Source organism: Cupriavidus sp. 2KB_3, assembly GCF_052115685.1.
Taxonomy (GTDB): Bacteria; Pseudomonadota; Gammaproteobacteria; order Burkholderiales; family Burkholderiaceae; genus Cupriavidus; species Cupriavidus campinensis.
Genome location: NZ_JBFRHD010000007.1, coordinates 18,791 through 34,402 on the forward strand (window position 1 = coordinate 18,791; position 15,612 = coordinate 34,402).

Annotated in this window: 13 protein-coding genes; 7 read left to right on the top strand and 6 right to left on the bottom strand. The window is 67.1% G+C overall.

Annotated elements, in window-relative coordinates; all coding sequences use genetic code 11:
• Positions 1-5: 5 nt before the first annotated feature.
• From AB4120_RS08865 to AB4120_RS08875, 3 genes are all read right to left on the bottom strand, one after another.
• The gene (locus tag AB4120_RS08865; protein WP_262389860.1) at positions 6-1,403 is read right to left on the bottom strand and encodes a cobyrinate a,c-diamide synthase; all 1,398 of its coding nucleotides are present in this window, start codon (positions 1,401-1,403) and stop codon (positions 6-8) included.
• An 89-nt stretch (positions 1,404-1,492) separates the two neighbouring features.
• Positions 1,493-2,155, bottom strand: a complete 663-nt coding sequence (locus AB4120_RS08870; RefSeq protein ID WP_149138203.1) for a response regulator — start codon at positions 2,153-2,155, stop codon at positions 1,493-1,495.
• 345 nt (positions 2,156-2,500) lie between these two features.
• The gene (locus AB4120_RS08875; protein ID WP_149138202.1) at positions 2,501-3,454 is read right to left on the bottom strand and encodes a LysR family transcriptional regulator; all 954 of its coding nucleotides are present in this window, start codon (positions 3,452-3,454) and stop codon (positions 2,501-2,503) included.
• A gap of 832 nt (positions 3,455-4,286) precedes the next feature.
• On the opposite strand from AB4120_RS08875, the gene AB4120_RS08880 reads away from it, so the two are divergent.
• The 5 genes from AB4120_RS08880 to AB4120_RS08900 all read left to right on the top strand — a co-directional run bounded on the left by AB4120_RS08880 (position 4,287) and on the right by AB4120_RS08900 (position 8,639).
• The gene (locus AB4120_RS08880; protein ID WP_144196343.1) at positions 4,287-4,580 is read left to right on the top strand and encodes a transposase; all 294 of its coding nucleotides are present in this window, start codon (positions 4,287-4,289) and stop codon (positions 4,578-4,580) included.
• Between the two features lie 100 nt (positions 4,581-4,680).
• A complete protein-coding gene (locus AB4120_RS08885) occupies positions 4,681-5,049 on the top strand; it encodes a hypothetical protein (protein ID WP_392388547.1) in 369 nt (122 codons plus the stop codon).
• A gap of 50 nt (positions 5,050-5,099) precedes the next feature.
• Positions 5,100-6,443: a DUF3300 domain-containing protein gene (locus AB4120_RS08890; RefSeq protein ID WP_441642152.1), complete on the top strand. Its 1,344-nt coding sequence runs from the start codon at positions 5,100-5,102 to the stop codon at positions 6,441-6,443.
• Positions 6,444-6,446: 3 nt separating this feature from the next.
• A complete protein-coding gene (locus AB4120_RS08895) occupies positions 6,447-7,319 on the top strand; it encodes a DUF2950 domain-containing protein (RefSeq protein ID WP_392388546.1) in 873 nt (290 codons plus the stop codon).
• Between the two features lie 252 nt (positions 7,320-7,571).
• Positions 7,572-8,639 (top strand): extracellular catalytic domain type 1 short-chain-length polyhydroxyalkanoate depolymerase, encoded by a 1,068-nt coding sequence (locus AB4120_RS08900; protein WP_441642153.1) that lies wholly within the window; start codon positions 7,572-7,574, stop codon positions 8,637-8,639.
• Positions 8,640-8,706: 67 nt separating this feature from the next.
• Here AB4120_RS08900 and AB4120_RS08905 read toward each other — a convergent pair whose 3' ends face one another.
• Positions 8,707-10,017 (bottom strand): MFS transporter, encoded by a 1,311-nt coding sequence (locus AB4120_RS08905; protein WP_149138201.1) that lies wholly within the window; start codon positions 10,015-10,017, stop codon positions 8,707-8,709.
• A gap of 333 nt (positions 10,018-10,350) precedes the next feature.
• Here AB4120_RS08905 and AB4120_RS08910 point away from each other — a divergent pair, with 333 nt between their 5' ends.
• Positions 10,351-14,388 carry a DUF748 domain-containing protein gene (locus tag AB4120_RS08910; protein WP_441642154.1) on the top strand — a complete coding sequence of 1,346 codons (4,038 nt, stop codon included), beginning with the start codon at positions 10,351-10,353 and terminating at the stop codon, positions 14,386-14,388.
• A 39-nt stretch (positions 14,389-14,427) separates the two neighbouring features.
• Here the strand turns inward: AB4120_RS08910 and AB4120_RS08915 are convergent, their stop codons facing one another.
• Together AB4120_RS08915 and AB4120_RS08920 are read right to left on the bottom strand one after the other, a co-directional pair.
• Positions 14,428-14,595: a hypothetical protein gene (locus AB4120_RS08915; RefSeq protein ID WP_187645278.1), complete on the bottom strand. Its 168-nt coding sequence runs from the start codon at positions 14,593-14,595 to the stop codon at positions 14,428-14,430.
• Between the two features lie 47 nt (positions 14,596-14,642).
• A complete protein-coding gene (locus AB4120_RS08920) occupies positions 14,643-14,825 on the bottom strand; it encodes a hypothetical protein (RefSeq protein ID WP_066736414.1) in 183 nt (60 codons plus the stop codon).
• A 281-nt stretch (positions 14,826-15,106) separates the two neighbouring features.
• On the opposite strand from AB4120_RS08920, the gene AB4120_RS08925 reads away from it, so the two are divergent.
• Complete coding sequence (locus AB4120_RS08925; RefSeq protein WP_149138200.1) at positions 15,107-15,610, top strand: hypothetical protein; 504 nt, start codon at positions 15,107-15,109, stop codon at positions 15,608-15,610.
• Positions 15,611-15,612: the final 2 nt, after the last annotated feature.

Consider the following 15,612-nt stretch of genomic DNA (forward strand, 5'->3'; position numbering starts at 1 on the left):
TTTCGCTACCCCGCCTTCCCGCCCAGCAGCGCCGCAATGGCCAGCGGGTTGGTCGGAAAATACAGATGCACGTATGACGCCGTGAGCGAGCCGGTCTGGTAGACCGCCTCGCCGGGCGTGCCATCGCGCGGCGACACCGCCCGCACGACCGGCTCCAGCGGCGAATCGGTTTTCGAATAGTGGAAGGTGTGGCCGCGCAGGGGTTCGTCGCCATCGGGCATCAGACCCGGCAACGTCACGGCCTGATGCCCGATGGCGGCGAGCCGCCGTTGCATCGTCACCGTGCCCGGCAGCAGGCCGGCCATCTGGTGGCTGATGCCTTCCTTGTCCACCAGTGTGTCGAACAGCGCCATCATGCCGCCGCACTCGGCCAGGATCGGCAGGCCGTCCGCGTGGGCGCGCCGCAGGGCTGCGCGCATGTCGGCATTGGCCGCGAGCGTGGCGCCATGCAATTCCGGATAGCCGCCGGGTAGCCACAGCGCATCGCACGCGGGCAGCGCGCGGTCGCGCAGCGGCGAGAACCACACCACATTGGCGCCCAACGCGAACAACGTGTCCACATTGGCGGGATAGATAAAGCGGAACGCGTCGTCGCGGGCAATCGCCACGGTCTTGCGCGCCAGCGGGCGCGGGCCGGGTGCGGTCGGAGCCGCAGGGGCTGGGAAAGACACGGCTGGGGGTAGCTGCCCGATCGGCAAGGCTTCGAGCGCGTCGGCCATGCGGTCGAGGCGGTCGATCAGGTCTGGCAGCTCGTCGGCGCTGAACAGGCCGAGATGGCGCTCGGGCAGGCTCGCCGCGGCGTCGCGCGCCAGCGCGCCGGCCCAGCCGATATCCACCGGCAGGCTTTCTCGCAGCAAGTCGGCATGGCGTGCAGTGCCGACCCCGTTGGCCAGCACCCGCATCGGCGGCAGCGGCGCGCCGTAGTGCGCCAGCCCGTGAGCCAGCGCGCCGAAGGTCTGGGCCATGGCGCCGGCCTGGATCACGGCCAGCACGGGCAGGCCGAAGCGCCGCGCCACGTCGGCGCTGCTCGGCGTGCCGTCGTGCAGGCCCATCACGCCTTCCACGAGGATCAGGTCGGCCACTGCCGCCGCCTCGGCCAGCCGTGCGCGCGCGTCGGCCTCGCCTGTCATCCACAGATCGATCGAGTGCACCGGCGCCCCGCTGGCCGCCGCCAGCAGCGTCGGGTCGAGGAAGTCCGGGCCAGTCTTGAATACGCGTACGGTGCGTCCCTGGCGGGCATGCAGCCGGGCCAGCGCGGCCGTGACGGTGGTCTTGCCTTGCCCGGAAGCGGGGGCGGCCACGAGCAGGGCGGGCACGGCGCGGCCGGCGATGCCGGCGGGCGGCGGGGTGGTTGTGGCGGTTGTGGCGGGATGGTGTGCAGGCATGTCAGGTAGGTAGCGCATGACAACGGTGTCATGCGGCGAAATCGATTATAGCGAGCGGTCGCGATGGTAATTCCTCAGTTTCGTCTCAGTTTCGTCTCAGTTCCATGTCAGCCCCGGGGCAGGACCACGCCCTGCAGCGCCGCGCACTCGAACAGTTCGCGGTCGTTGCTGACGCCGAGCTTGTGCATCGCGCAGTTCTTCTGCCGGCTGATGGTCTTCACGCTGCGGCACAGCGTGGCGGCGATCTCCGTGACCGTGCGCCCGGTCAGGTAGAGCCGCAGGACCTCGGTTTCGCGCGCGGACAGGCGCTGCACGCCGTTGCGCCCACACGGCAGCATGGTGCGCAGCTCGGTGGGCGCCAGCGCGCGCAGGGCGGACTTGCCGATGTAGGTGAAGCCGCGCTGGGCCCGGGCGATGGCGGTAACGATTTCGGTCAATGGGCAATCCTTGAGCAGCAGGCCATGCACGTGCGCGTCCAGGATCGTGCGCAGGACCAGTGGATTGGTGATCATCGTCAGCACGATGATCGACAACGCGGGGTAGCGCCGCCGCAGGCTGGTGATCAGCCGTACGCCGTCCAGTTCCGCGGGGCCGGGCATGTGGTAGTCCGTGACCACGACGTCGGGCTGCAGTATTTCCACTTGTTGATGCAGTTCTGTCGCACTTGCCACTTCCCCGCAGACTTCCCAACCCGTCTGTGTCTGCAAGCTTGCGCGGATTGCCGCCGTGATGACGGGATGGTCGTCGGCCAGCAAGATCCTCAATGTCATCCAATGCCTCCTGTGCACATGGGTCCGATACGACTTTGGCAGGCGTGAAAAAAGGCGCCGCACGCGGGAGGGCGTGCGGCGCGAACACGCAGTAGCTGCGTGCACGCGTGCGCGCGGACCAAACGGGATACGACCCGGCACACGACAATGCCCGCTGAGATTAATGCGGACTCCTGCGCAAATGATTTGAGACGATTCGGAAAATGCAGGCTCCTGTGAGGCAGGACTTGCGCTTGTGCGGAAAGGGATGGCCGGAAAGGAAAGACCCCGCGCGGCGGTTGCCGCGCGGGGTCTGAGGGTGTCTGGGAGGGTGTCCCGGCGCGGGGGCCGCCGGGGGCGCGCGCGTCAGGCCACCGCCAGACGGCGTGTCTCTGGCCGGCCCTGTCGGCGGTTCTCGATGGCGCGGATGGGGTCCCGCAGCACGGCGGCACCCACGTCCATGATGTCGCGCATCGCCACGCGGTCCGGGGTTTGCTCGGCAGTCCAGAACTGGAGCGAGGCCCAGCCCGGGAAGCTGCCCGGCGGCGCCAGCAGCCGCGTCTTGCGGTCACGCGTGACCAGCGGCACGTTGAAGTCGAGTACCGGGCAGATGCCGCCGGCCGCGTGTAACAGCGTGATTTGCGTGTGCCAGGAGGGCACCACGGTCTCCCGATGTCCCGGCGTATTGGCCTGCCGGGCCAGGAATGCCCGCAGCGGGCTGCCGGCCTCGCAGTCTTCCTGCAGCAGGATCCAGTCGCTCTCCGCGTCGTCGGGGCCATGGGCGCGCGCCGCGCTGACCAGCCGGCGCGGCGTGGCAAGGATGCTGTGCGGCATCACACCGTCCGGCACGGTGGCGCCATCCACTACGAAGGCGCAATCGAGTTCACCGGTGTCCAGGCTGCCGGCCAGCGAGGCATCGGCGATGACCGGCCGCGTGACGAAACTGTCCTGGGGAAACTGCTCGCACAGTGTGCTGAGGATCTCGGTGATGACCGGATCGCCAATTGATGATGAAAAACCAATGGAAATACGACGTCCGCTGGGGCCAGGTTGCGCGCTTTCGGCCAGCGGACGCACCAGCAGATTCCACTTGGCAAGAATCTGCCTGGCAGTATGCTCGAGCCGCAGCGCGTGGGGTGTCGGCTCCAGCGTGCCATTGCGCTTGACGAACAGCGCGTCGCCGGTGATCTCGCGCAACCGGGCGAGGCTATAGGCTACGGTAGGGACACGGCCCTGCGTGCAGGCGGCCACCGCGTTGAGGTCCCGATATTCCATCAACAGGACAAAGACGTGCAAAAGCTTGGTGCTGACGTGCCGCATGCTGACTTCTCCCGATCCAGATTGTTGATTTTATTTTTTGTGGGCACTACGGAAGTTGCGACTTCCTGCCTGTGTGGTCGCGGCTTGAAAAGCGCGTCGGCACCCCCGTGCCGGACCAAGCCGAAACTGCCAGGACACATGAACTACCAGAGGGCGGGGAAATGCAAAGGGTCAAGAGTCGCCCGGGTTACCGAAATCTGCAGTGCATGCCACAAGTTCGTCCCGCAACTCCAGATCGTTGCGTGGCGCGTGGCGGTTAGCAGTGGTCCCCTTCTTCCTCAGGCCGGTTGGCGGCGGCAATGAAATCCGCGCCGGTAGTCGCCTGTCCAAAAGCGCGCTGTGGCACTCTTTGCAGGCGTTTCGAAATTTAGTTGCTGCCGAGGAATCTTAATACATCATTTAGCAAACTACTAGGAACACGGTTCGAATCCCGACAATTCGCGCACGCATGTGCGGCCTTATGTCCGGACAATCAGACAACGCGAAATCCCTGCCTGGCGCGGCTTGCAGGGCGGCAGCCACCCTGCACGACTGGTGTTCGCGAGAATGCGCTCGCAGTGTCTGACGGGTTTGAAGCGATTGTCCGGCAGCGGGTGATGGCATGAATTAGTCCAATTTGGAATGCCGAAATTTGCGCCATTTTCCTGTCAGCATCGGATGTGCCTGACGCGGACTCGGACCGCGCGCGACAGGTGGCCGAGTCGTGAATTTGCTTAACTCGCGCTGCAAAGACACTGAATTCCTTTTGCCCGGGCATTGGGCTACCTTACCGGCAGGGTGGGCAGGCCGCGTACCTGCGCGGGGCGCGCGCTTGGCAAGCGGAGGCATTCGGATGAACAGACGCTATTCGGAGGAGCAGATCCGCATGTACCTGGCCGAGGCCGCCAGTGGGGTGCCCGTGCGGGAGCTCTGCGCGCGCTATGGTTTCAGCGATGCATCGTTCTACGGCTGGCGCGCGAAGTACGGTCCGGCACGCGAATCCGATGTGCCGGACGGGCGCCGCCTGCGCCAGCTGCAGCAGGAGAACGCGCGACTTAAGAGTATGCTTGCGGACGCACTGCTCAAGCTCGAGCTGCTGCGCAACCGTACCGGCCGCAATGGCGATGGCAACGGCAAGGACCGCTAGCGCGTAGCGCGGGTCGCCGTTGTCTGGGCGTGCGGGCCGGTGTTTATCGTCATGGCGATGCGTGCGTGCGTGCCTCGCCAGCAGTTTCCGGAGTTTCCTGGTGAAGCCGTTTTTCGTAGCGTGGGGTGTGGGTATTGGGCTGTTGATGACAGCGGGCATGGCAGGGGCGCAGACCCCGCCGGTGGACCCGGGCACGCCGATGATCGCACCGCCGCCTCCACGCATGCTCGACCCGGCCACGGCGACGCTCAACGGCGAGGGCCCCACACCTGGCGTCTCGCAACGCGAGCACTGCCGACAGTTGCTGGACCAGCTCAACGGCCTGTCCAAGGAGCCGCAGCAGTGGGAACAGGGCAAGTCGTCCGTGACCACCGCCGATGGCCGCACCTATTCCACGCTGGAGCGCGCGCCCGATCGCAAGCGGCTGGAAGAGGCTTATCGCCAGGAGTGCGCGCAGTCGGCCAGGTAGTCCCCCTCGTCCCTCCTTGTCCGTCCTCATCCGTCATTGTGGGAGCCAATATGTACCGGTTGCGACGTATTCTGGCGTGGTGCTGTGGAGGGATGCTGTTGCTCGGCGGCGGGGCCGCCTGGGCGCAGGCCAAGCTCGATAATGCGCATCTCGACCAGTTGCTGGCGCCCGTGGCGCTCTATCCCGATGCGCTGCTGTCGCAGGTGCTGATGGCGTCGACCTACCCGGCCGATGTGGCCGCGGCGGCGGAATGGTCGAAGGCCAACGCCAGCCTCTCCGGCGACGCGGCGACCAAGGCGGTGACCAACGAGCAGTGGGATCCTAGTGTGCAGTCGCTCGTCGCCTTCCCATCCGTGATGGACATGATGGGCCGCCAGCCGCAATGGGTGAACTCGGTGGGCGATGCCTTCCTCGCCCAGCCCGATGACGTGATGGACTCGGTGCAGCGCCTGCGCGTGCAGGCGCAGAAAGCCGGCACGCTGAAGACCACCGAGCAGCAGAAGGTGGTGACGCAGCAGTCTGGCGGCACGACCATCGTGCAGATCGAGCCCGCCAATCCGCAAGTGGTCTACGTGCCGACCTACAACCCGACGGTGGTCTACGGCGCGTGGCCTTATCCGGCCTATCCGCCGGCCTACTATCCGCCACCTCCCGGGTCGGTCTTCGCCAGCGCCCTGGTGGCGGGCGTGGGCTTTGGCCTTGGCGTGGCCGCCGTCAATTCACTGTGGGGCGGGTTCAACTGGAACTCGCACGACGTGAACATCAACGTCAATCGTTACAACAATATCAATGTGAACCAGCGGCTCGACGTGAACCGCTCGAACGTGAACTGGCAGCACAATCCGGCCAATCGCGGCAATGTGCCGTACAAAAATTCGAATGTGGCAAACCGCTTCGACGCGCAGCGGCAGCAAGGGCTGGCCAACCGGCAGGCGGGGCAGGCGAGGCAGGCGGGGCAGCGGCTTGGGCAGGGTGGCCCGGGCGGCCGGCCCACGCCACAGGCGGGCTCGCGCGATGCCGCGCGTGACCGCGCCGCGCAATCGTTCCAGGGCCGCACGGGCCAGTCGATCGCCGGACACGGGCCGAACGTCAATCGCGGCGGCGCGGGTGGCGTGCAGAACCCCCGGCCAGCCGGCGCCGACCGCCAGCGGGCCGACCAGTCCGCCGCGCGCAACCGCGCACGGGACAGCAATCGTGACAGCGCCTTCCGCGATGCCGGCAACGGCGACCGCATGCGCCAGCAGGTGCAGCGCGGGGGGAATTCGGGTGGCTTCCACCGCGCCAGCCAGCCGGCGCAGCGGTCCCTGCCGCAGCGTGGCGGCGGCGGAGGGGGCGGCGCGCACTTCGGAGGGGGCGGCGGCGGTGGCGGTCATCTTGGGCATGGTCGGAGATAAGACATGATGAGAGCGACGATGTCCGCCACCATGAAACGTACCGTGCGTCGGTTCCTCGGCGCCGCGATACTGGCCGTGCCGCTGCTGGCGGTGTCCGCGCCGGCGTTGGCGCAGCGGGTCTATCCCTCGCCCGAGGCCGCCTCGGACGCACTGGGCGACGCCATTGCCCGCAGCGACCACGACGCGCTCAAGGGCGTGCTTGGCCCGAACTACCGGACGCTGCTGCCGCCGCAGGGCGTCGATCAGGAGGATATCTACGAATTCCTGGCCGCCTGGTCGCGCCACCATGCGGTGGAGCGCGCGGGCGAAGATATGGCGCGCGTGGCGGTGGGGGAGAGCGGCTGGACCTTCCCCGTGCCCATCGTCAAGCGCAAGGCGGGCTGGCAGTTCGACATGCCGGCCGGCCAGCGCGAGGTGCATGTGCGGCGCATCGGCCGCAACGAACTGGTGACGATGGACACCCTGCTCCAGCTGGCGGACGCGCAGCAGCGCTACGCCGAGCTGGTCGGCAACGGCCGCTACGCGACCCAGCTCGTCAGCAGCCCGGGCAAGACCAACGGGCTCTACTGGCCGTCGTCTTCGGCCGAGAACGACAGTCCGCTCGGTCCCGATGCACTGGCAATGGGCCCGGACGCCCCGCCGAACGAGGCGTTCTATGGCTACCGGTACCGCATCATCGCCGCGCCGAAGGGCAGCAACGCCCAATACGCAATCGTCGCCTGGCCGGCCCGCTATGGCGACAGCGGCGTCAACACCTTCATCCTCGACAGTGAGCGCCACTTTTATGAGCGCGACCTGGGCGCCTCCACAGCCAGCCGGGCGGCCGCATTACGCACATTTTCGCCGGAGGGATGGACAAAGGTGGCAGAGCAGTAGATTCACTATCCCGCTGTATCGTTGTTCGAACAGGCGCCTTCATGGCGCCTTTTTCTTTCTTTTTCGCTAAAGCGCCATAGCTTTTCTCCCGCGCCTCATGGTGGGCGGCCGCCCCCGAGGCAAGGAGAAAACTGTTTCGAAATCTCATGTTGTGCTTTGCAGACAATAGCCCTAATCCAGCATGCCGACTATGGTATGCTGCGTCGCACAATAGCGGAGGGGGCCCGTTCCTAGATGAGCAGGAGTCTTCATATGGCCAAAAGCCTGTCGACGGACTGGGAGACGCAACTGCGACAAATCGGTCGCACGCAATTCCGGACCGCAAAGCAAATCCGAACATGGCTGGGGCGCCTCGACTTGGCGTCTCCAGCAACCCGCCGCCGCACGCCGGCCCCGGGTGACACCGCGCCGGGCGACCTGCCCGGCACGTGGCAGTCCTTGAAGCTCGGCCTCGCCCCATTGCCGGGCGAACTGGTGCCGCAGCTCTCGTACCGTCTCTATATTCCATCCGGCGCCAAGGGCGCGCTGCCCGTGGTGATGATGCTGCACGGCTGCCAGCAGACCCCGGAAGATCTCGCAGCCGGCACGCGCATGAACGCGCTGGCCGAGCGCGAGGGCTTTATCGTCGCCTATCCGCAGCAGCCGCTGCGGCGCTCGGTGCAGCGGTGCTGGCAGTGGTTCGACCTCGCCGCCGGCGAAGGCGGGCGCGAGGCGCAGGCCGTGGCGATGCTGATCGACGAACTGGCGAGCCGCCCTGACGTGCGCGCGGACCAGATCTATCTGGCGGGACTTTCCGCCGGCGCGGCGATGGCCGCGGTGGTGGCGCTGCGCTATCCGAGCAAAGTGGCGGCCGTGGGGCTGCACTCGGGCGTGGTGATCGGCGCCGCCGATACGCCCCGGGCCGGGCTCCGGGCGATGCAGCATGGCTCCGCGGCCGAGCCGGCCTGGCTGCTCGACGCCGCCGGTGCGGTGCCGGGCGGTCCGGTGATGCCGGCCATCGTCCTGCACGGGCTGGCCGACGAAGCGGTGCATCCGGTCAATGGCCGCCTGTTGGCGCGCCAGTTCCTGGCCTACAACCGTCTCGACGACCGCCTTGGCGCCACGCCGGCCAACGACGCGCCGCAGGTACCGGATGGCGACTTCCGCGATGCGCGCTTCGGCCGCTGGAACCGCGATCTCGTGCGCCTTGTGGAAGTGGCCGGCCTGGGTCACGCCTGGAGCGGCGGCGACGGCAAGGTGCGCTATCACAGCGATACGGGCCCTGACGCCAGCAAGCTGATGTGGCAGTTCTTCCGCGATCACCGGCGCAGCGGGGCATAAAAAAACGGGGAAGGCTGTTGGCCTTCCCCGTTTTTCTTTGCGGCGGCTATCGGCGGCTATCGGGACGTCAGTGCGAACGCTTCCGCACGAACAGCGCCGTCACCACGCCAATCACGCATACCGCCACCACGTAGTGCGCCGGCGCCAGCGGATCGCTCTTGAGCATCAGCGTCACCACCACCGGCGTCAGGCCGCCGAAGATGGCATAGGCCACGTTATACGAGAAGGACAGGCCCGAGAACCGCACCTGCGGCGGGAAGGCATGTACCAGCACGTACGGCACGGCGCCGATCGAGCCAACGAAGAAGCCGGCTACCGCGTACAGCGGAATCAGCAGGTCCGGGCGTGCGCCAATTGTCGTATAGAGCACATAGGCGCTGATGGCGAGCAGCGTGCCGCCCACCGACAGCGTCAGCCGGGCGCCGAAACGGTCGGCCAGCAGGCCAGCCACGATGCAGCCGACCGACAGGCAGAGCGTGGCGATGCTGGTGGCCAGCTGCGCGGTGCGGCCGTCGAAGTGATACGACTTTTGCAGGAAGCCCTGCGTCATCAGGATCACCACGACGATGCCGGCGGAGAGCATCCACGTGAGCAGCATCGACACGACCACCGCGCCGCGATGGTCGCGCACCACGGACTTCAGCGGCATTTCGGCGGCGAGCGCCTTGCGCTGCTGGAGCTCGGCGAACACGGGCGTCTCATGCAGCCAGCGGCGCAGGTACATCGAGCCGATGCCGAACACGCCGCCCAGCAGGAACGGCAGGCGCCAGCCGTAGTCATGCAGCTCGGCCGGCGTGAACACGGTGTTCATGCCGGTGGCCACGAGCGAGCCGAGCAGGATGCCGGCGGTCAGGCCCGCCGTCAGCGTGCCGCAGGCGTAGCCGATGCGGCGCGGCGGCACGTGCTCCGAGACGAAGACCCAGGCGCCTGGCACCTCGCCGCCGACGGCCGCGCCCTGCAGGATCCGCAGGATCAGCAGCGCGATCGGCGCCAGCAGGCCAATCGCCGCATAGGTGGGCAGCAGGCCCATCAGCATCGTCGGCACGGACATCAGCAGGATGGACAGCGTGAACATCTTCTTGCGGCCGAGCAGGTCGCCGAAGTGCGCCATGATGATCCCGCCCAGCGGGCGTGCCAGGTAACCGGCGGCGAAAATACCGTAGGTCTGGAGCTGGCGCAGCCAGTCCGGCACGGATGGCGGGAAGAACAGCTCGCCAATTACGGTGGCGAAGAAGACGAAAATAATGAAGTCGTAGAACTCGAGCGCGCCACCCAGGGCGGCGAGGGCAAGCGTCTTGTAATCCTGTCCGGTCAGCGGGCGGGCGGCTTTGCCGTCCTGCGCCCCCAGTGCCCCGACAGTACTGCTGGTGGTAGGCATGAAATGACTCGCATGGTGAATTCACATGCGAAGCGCGCAACACGGATGACGTGGAGGGGACGGCCGAACGGATGACAGCGCGGAATGGACAGCCTGTGGCCGGCGGGTAGGCCGGCGGGGGCGCCACGGGACGCTTCGCAAAGGCGTAAAGATACCAGAACGACCCACCCGCCATTTGATTTTGGCGCGGCCGGATTCAAAATCGCCCGTCGGCCTGCCATAATCCGTCACAATAATGCCAAAAGAAGTGAAATCCGGGATACAAAGCGCCATCGGCGAACCATAAAAAAAGCCGACGACATTGGCGTGTGGGGTCAAATCTTCTGGGGTGACATGGCTTTCAAGGATTCCATCCAGGCCGCCACCGGGGCGGCCATGGCGACGCCCCGCAGGCGGGTGGCGTTGCGCGTGGCGGGCGGTGCGGTAGCCGCGCTGGCGATTTTCGGACTCGCCGGCTACTTTGGCGGACCGCCGCTGATCAAATATCTGGTCGAGAAGAACGCGACCGAGGCGCTGGGCCGCAAGGTCACGCTCGGCGCGGCACACGTGCGGCCGTTCGAGCTGGCCGCGACGCTGAACGACCTGACCATTTTCGAGCCTGACGGCAAGACGCCGATGGTGACGCTGGGGCAGATCGAGGCCAATACCTCGGCGGCCTCGGTGTGGCACCTCGCGCCGGTGGTGGATTTCCTCCATATCGACAGGCTGGCCGTCCGTGTGACGCGTAACGCACAGGGGCGCATGAATTTCGCCGATGTGCAGGAGCGCTTTGCCGCCCAGCCGCCCAAGCCGGCTGACAGCAAGCCGGCGCGTTTCTCCGTCAGCAATATCGCGGTGTCCAACTCCAGCTTCGTCTACGAGGACAAGGTGCTTGATACGGTGCAGCGCGTGGAAAACTTCACGCTGACGCTGCCCTTCCTCTCGAACCTGCCGCACGACGCCACGATCAACACGCGGCCGACGCTGTTTGCGAAGATCAATGGCACGCCGCTGGCGCTGGCTGGCACCACGCAGCCGTTTGCCGACACGCGCGAGACCAATCTCAACGTCAACCTGGATGGCCTGGAGGTGGCGCGCTACATGGCGTTCGCGCCGCGCCTGAAAGATGCCGAGGTCAAGGGCGGGCTGGTCGATACGCGCCTGAATATCGGGTTCCGGCAGGACAAGGACAAGCAGGACCTGTTCGTCACCGGCACGGTGACCCTGCGCGATGCCGATGTGCGCACGCACGTGGGCGCAGAACTGCTCAAGGCCGGCAAGCTGACCGTGGACGTGGGCCGGCTCGAGCCGCTCGCACACAAGGCGCAGATTCGCAGCATCGAGCTGGAGGGTCTGGGTTTGCAGGCCGCCCGGCGCGCCGACGGCACGCTGAACCTCGCCACGGCCTTTCTGCCGGAAGCCGCGAAAGCACCGGCACCGGCGCCGGCGCCTGCCGCCGCCCCGGCTGCGCCCGCCGCCTCCGCCTCCGCCTCCGCCCCGGCCGCTGCCGGCGTGCAGGCGCCGCCGAAGGCCGACGAGGTGCCGTGGTCCTATGCCGTGGAGCGCGTGGCGCTCAAGAATGCGCGAATTGGCTTTGTCGATGAACTCGCCCCATCCGGCCCCGGCAAGCTCGATCTCGGCCCGGTCAGCGTGGACGTGGCCGGGCTGGCCAGCACCGGCGACAAGCCGGCGAAGCTCGACGCCACGGTGACCATCGCCGACGGCCAGACGCTCCGGCACACCGGGGAGCTGGCGCTGACCCAGGGCACGCTGGCCGGCACGCTCGAATCCACGGGGCTGCGGCCGCAGGGCTTCGCCGCCTGGTGGCCGCGCGAACTGCGCAGTCAGTTTGGCGACACCGGCATCAATGCCGAACTCCACTACAAGATGGCGTGGTCCCAGCCGGTGTTCCAGTTCACGCTGGAGAAATCCCGGCTGGAACTGTCGCCGGTCTACGTGGCCACGCGCGAGCCGATCGTCCTGCCGGCCACCCCGGCTGCAGCCGAACGCCCGGCCAATGTCGAACGGCAAGCGGCACGGCAAGCCGCACGCGCCGAATCGGCTGCCCGGGGCAACAACGCGGGCAATGGCAGGGGCCGCGGTCTGCGCGTCACGCGCCGCGCCGCCGATCTGGAGGGCGACAAGCTGCCGCTGGTCAGGGCCGACAAGCTTGTGCTCGAGGACATCAACCTCGACCTGGCGCGGCAGAACTTCGAGGCCGGACAGGTCTCGCTCGTGAAGCCGCAGATCGCCGCCACGCGCGATTATCACGGCGAACTGCTGGAAATGGCCCGCATCTGGGCGGTGGAGTCCGCCGAACGGAAGGCGGCGCCGGCCAAGGCCGCCCCGGCTGCGGCCACCGCCAGCGCCCCGAATGGCCGCAACGGCACCGCCGCTCCGCCGGGCTGGAAAGTCCGGCTGGGCAAGGTGTCGGTCGAAGGGGGCGCCGCGCGGCTGGCGGACTATGCGCCGGCCGAGGCGAATCGCGGCCGGCCGGTCATCCATCAGTTCCGCAATATCGGCCTGACCACGGGCACCGTGACGTGGCCGCTCGCGGCCGGCGCGATGCCGATGAAGCTGTACGCGGAGAGTGGCCGCAAGGGCGTGATGAGCCTGGACGGCGATGTCACGCCGACGCTGCCGGCCGCGCAATTGCAGGTGGACCTGCGCGACATCGACATGACGTCGCTCCAGCCGTACATGGCGGACCGCTTCAACGCGGCGCTGCGCAGCGGCCTGCTGTCTGTGAAGGGCAAGCTCGGTGTGGTGGCGCCAACCGGCAAGCCGATTGCGGCGCGCTTCAACGGCAACGTGCTGGCTGGCAACGTCCGCACGGTGGACCGCATCAGTGGCGAGGACTTCCTGCGCTGGCGCGCGCTGGCCGTGACCGGCGTCGACTTCAACATGGACGAGGCCAAGGGGCCGCTGCAGCTGGGTATCAACAGCGTGTCGCTGTCTGACTTCTATGCGCGCGTGATCCTGAATGCCAATGGCCGCCTCAACCTGCAGGACGTGATGGCGGGCGGCGCGGAGAAGGGCGAGGCGGCGCCTTCCACTAGCCTGACGCAGGCCAATCCTGCCTCGGCACCCGCTGCCTCCGCGCCGGCAGCCCCGCCCCCGCAGGCCAAGGCACCGGCCGCGGCGCCGGCACCCGCTGGCCCGCGTCCGCAGATCCGGCTCGGCGGCGTGGCGATCCAGAAGGGCAACATCAATTTCTCGGACTTCTTCGTCAAGCCGAACTATTCGGCGAACCTGACCGACATGAAGGGCTCGGTGTCGAAGGTGTCGTCGGCGGACCCGACGCCAGCAGATCTCGTGCTCGACGGGCGGCTCGACGACGACGCGCCGGTCAGCATCAGCGGCAAGATCAATCCGCTCGGCGAGCAGCTGTATCTCGACATCGCCGCGAAGGCGGCCGGCGTGGAGCTGACGCGCCTGACCCCCTACGCGGCCAAGTACGCCGGCTACCCGATCACCAAGGGCAAGCTCACGGTGGACGTGGGGTACAAGATCGAGAATGGCAAGCTCGACGCCCGCAACCACCTCTACCTGGATCAGCTGACCTTCGGCGAGCGCGTAGACAGCCCGGACGCGGTGAAGCTGCCGGTGCTGCTGGCCGTGTCGCTGCTGAAGGACCGCAACGGGGTGATCGACGTGAACCTGCCGGTGTCGGGGTCGCTGTCCGACCCCGAGTTCAGCATCGGGGGCGTGATCGTGCGTGTGATCGTCAACCTGCTGACCAAAGCCATCACATCCCCGTTTTCGCTGATTGCCTCGGCGTTTGGCGGCAGTGGCGAGGAACTGGGCTATATCGAGTTCGCGCCGGGTTCCTCCGCGCTGACCGACGCCGCGCGCGACAAGATCACTACGGTGGGCAAGGCACTCAACGACCGGCCTTCGTTGCGTCTGGAGATCAGCGGGCGGATCGATCCGGCGACCGATGCCGATGGCGCCCGCCGCGTCTGGCTGGACCAGCGCGTGGCAGAAGCCAAGCAGCGCGAGCTGCGCCGCAGCGCACAAGCGGGCGCGCAGGCGGAGGAGGGCGAGGGCGGCGAGCAGGGCGCGCGGGTGACGGTGTCGCCGCAGGAGTATCCGAAGTACCTGGAAGCCGTGTACAAGCGCGAGTCGTTCAGGAAGCCCACCAACTTCATCGGCCTGAACAAGTCGTTGTCTACCCAGGAGATGGAAAAGCTGCTGCTGGAACACGCCCCGGTGACCGATACCGAGTTGCGGGCGCTGGCTGACCAGCGTGCGCTGGCCGTCAAGCAGGCGCTGGAACGCGATGGCAAGGTGCCAGACGCGAAACTATTCCTGACCGCGCCGAAGCTGACGGCTGAAGGGATCAAGGACAAAGGCGGACCGAACCGGGTCGATTTCTCGATTCGACAATGATGGGGATGGCCGGGCGCGGGGGCCAGGCATCGGCCCCCGTCATCCGTGGTGGCGCGGTGGCTGGCGGCAAATGCCCATGCGGCGCCTGCGCTCGCGCGCGCAGCGGTTGTAGCGCATCCGGTACGGATGGCTGCAGCGCCAGATCGCGCTCGCGACAGTCACGACGAGCAGCGCCGCCATCAGGGCGGCGAGCAGGGTGAGTGACATCGCGCCTCTCCTTCTCTCTCACAGAGGCGCTTCGCTGCGGGTCTTGCCTAGATCAGCAGCGGCAGCGCCTCCAGGACCAGCACGCCCAACAAGACGCCGATGATTGCGCCGGCGCAACGGCAGCTGATGCGTAGCGCCTTGGCGGCCACCGGAATCGCGCCCATCGCCAGTAGCCCGACGAGCGCCATGGGGATCAAAAATACAAGATCGTGCGCCTGTAGGTGGATCATGGCGGTCTCCTGTCTTGCTTCTTTGTGTTTCCAGTATAGGCCCTGTGTGGCGAATACAAGGCCGCCGGACTCAGGGTTCTCCCGCAGCGTTTGAAACGTGCGTGCAGCGCACGCAACGCCCCAGGTATCTCTCACGAGACATGGCGGGCGCGACGGTACGCGAGTCGGGGCGCGGGGCCGCCACGTGCGGGCGCGTGTCCTATGCTGGACTCAGCGCACACCACGGCGCCGCCGGGTGCTGCGCGTTGAATCGGAATCAATGTTCGACGTAGGAGGACGCCATGGAACTTCACATGCAATCGCACCATTACGTGCGCCGCTTGCCAGACTGGACAGCGGCCGCCGTATCGGGACTCGCAGCCGGCGCGCTGCTGATCGTGCTCGAGATGTTCTGGTCGACGATGGTATCGGGGGTCCATCCATGGGGCACCACGCGCATGATCGCCGCCATCGTAATGGGCCAGGACGTGTTGCAGACCTCGCTGTTCAGCGTGGGAACCGTGGCCGTGGCCGTCATCATCCATTTCGTGCTGGGCGCGATACTTGGCATGGTGCTCTGTGCGCTCATCGCGCCGTTCCAGCTCGATTCGAGCGTGGGCATGTCGATGCTGACCGGCGCCGTGTTCGGGCTGGTGGTCTACCTGTTCAACTTCTATGTCATGACGCGGGCATTTCCGTGGTTCGTGGACGCGCGCGGCTGGCACACGCTGATCGGGCACCTGGTGTTCGGCATGGCCATCGCGCTCTGCTACTGGAAGCTGGAGAGCCGCGACGTATCGCACTAGAG

Coding starts and splice junctions, on each gene's coding strand:
- AB4120_RS08865 (WP_262389860.1), bottom strand. CDS start 1,403: ATGCGCTACCTACCTGACATGCCTGCACACCATCCCGCCACAACCGCC.
- AB4120_RS08870 (WP_149138203.1), bottom strand. CDS start 2,155: ATGACATTGAGGATCTTGCTGGCCGACGACCATCCCGTCATCACGGCG.
- AB4120_RS08875 (WP_149138202.1), bottom strand. CDS start 3,454: ATGCGGCACGTCAGCACCAAGCTTTTGCACGTCTTTGTCCTGTTGATG.
- AB4120_RS08880 (WP_144196343.1), top strand. CDS start 4,287: ATGAACAGACGCTATTCGGAGGAGCAGATCCGCATGTACCTGGCCGAG.
- AB4120_RS08890 (WP_441642152.1), top strand. CDS start 5,100: ATGTACCGGTTGCGACGTATTCTGGCGTGGTGCTGTGGAGGGATGCTG.
- AB4120_RS08895 (WP_392388546.1), top strand. CDS start 6,447: ATGATGAGAGCGACGATGTCCGCCACCATGAAACGTACCGTGCGTCGG.
- AB4120_RS08900 (WP_441642153.1), top strand. CDS start 7,572: ATGGCCAAAAGCCTGTCGACGGACTGGGAGACGCAACTGCGACAAATC.
- AB4120_RS08905 (WP_149138201.1), bottom strand. CDS start 10,017: ATGCCTACCACCAGCAGTACTGTCGGGGCACTGGGGGCGCAGGACGGC.
- AB4120_RS08910 (WP_441642154.1), top strand. CDS start 10,351: ATGGCTTTCAAGGATTCCATCCAGGCCGCCACCGGGGCGGCCATGGCG.
- AB4120_RS08915 (WP_187645278.1), bottom strand. CDS start 14,595: ATGTCACTCACCCTGCTCGCCGCCCTGATGGCGGCGCTGCTCGTCGTG.
- AB4120_RS08920 (WP_066736414.1), bottom strand. CDS start 14,825: ATGATCCACCTACAGGCGCACGATCTTGTATTTTTGATCCCCATGGCG.
- AB4120_RS08925 (WP_149138200.1), top strand. CDS start 15,107: ATGGAACTTCACATGCAATCGCACCATTACGTGCGCCGCTTGCCAGAC.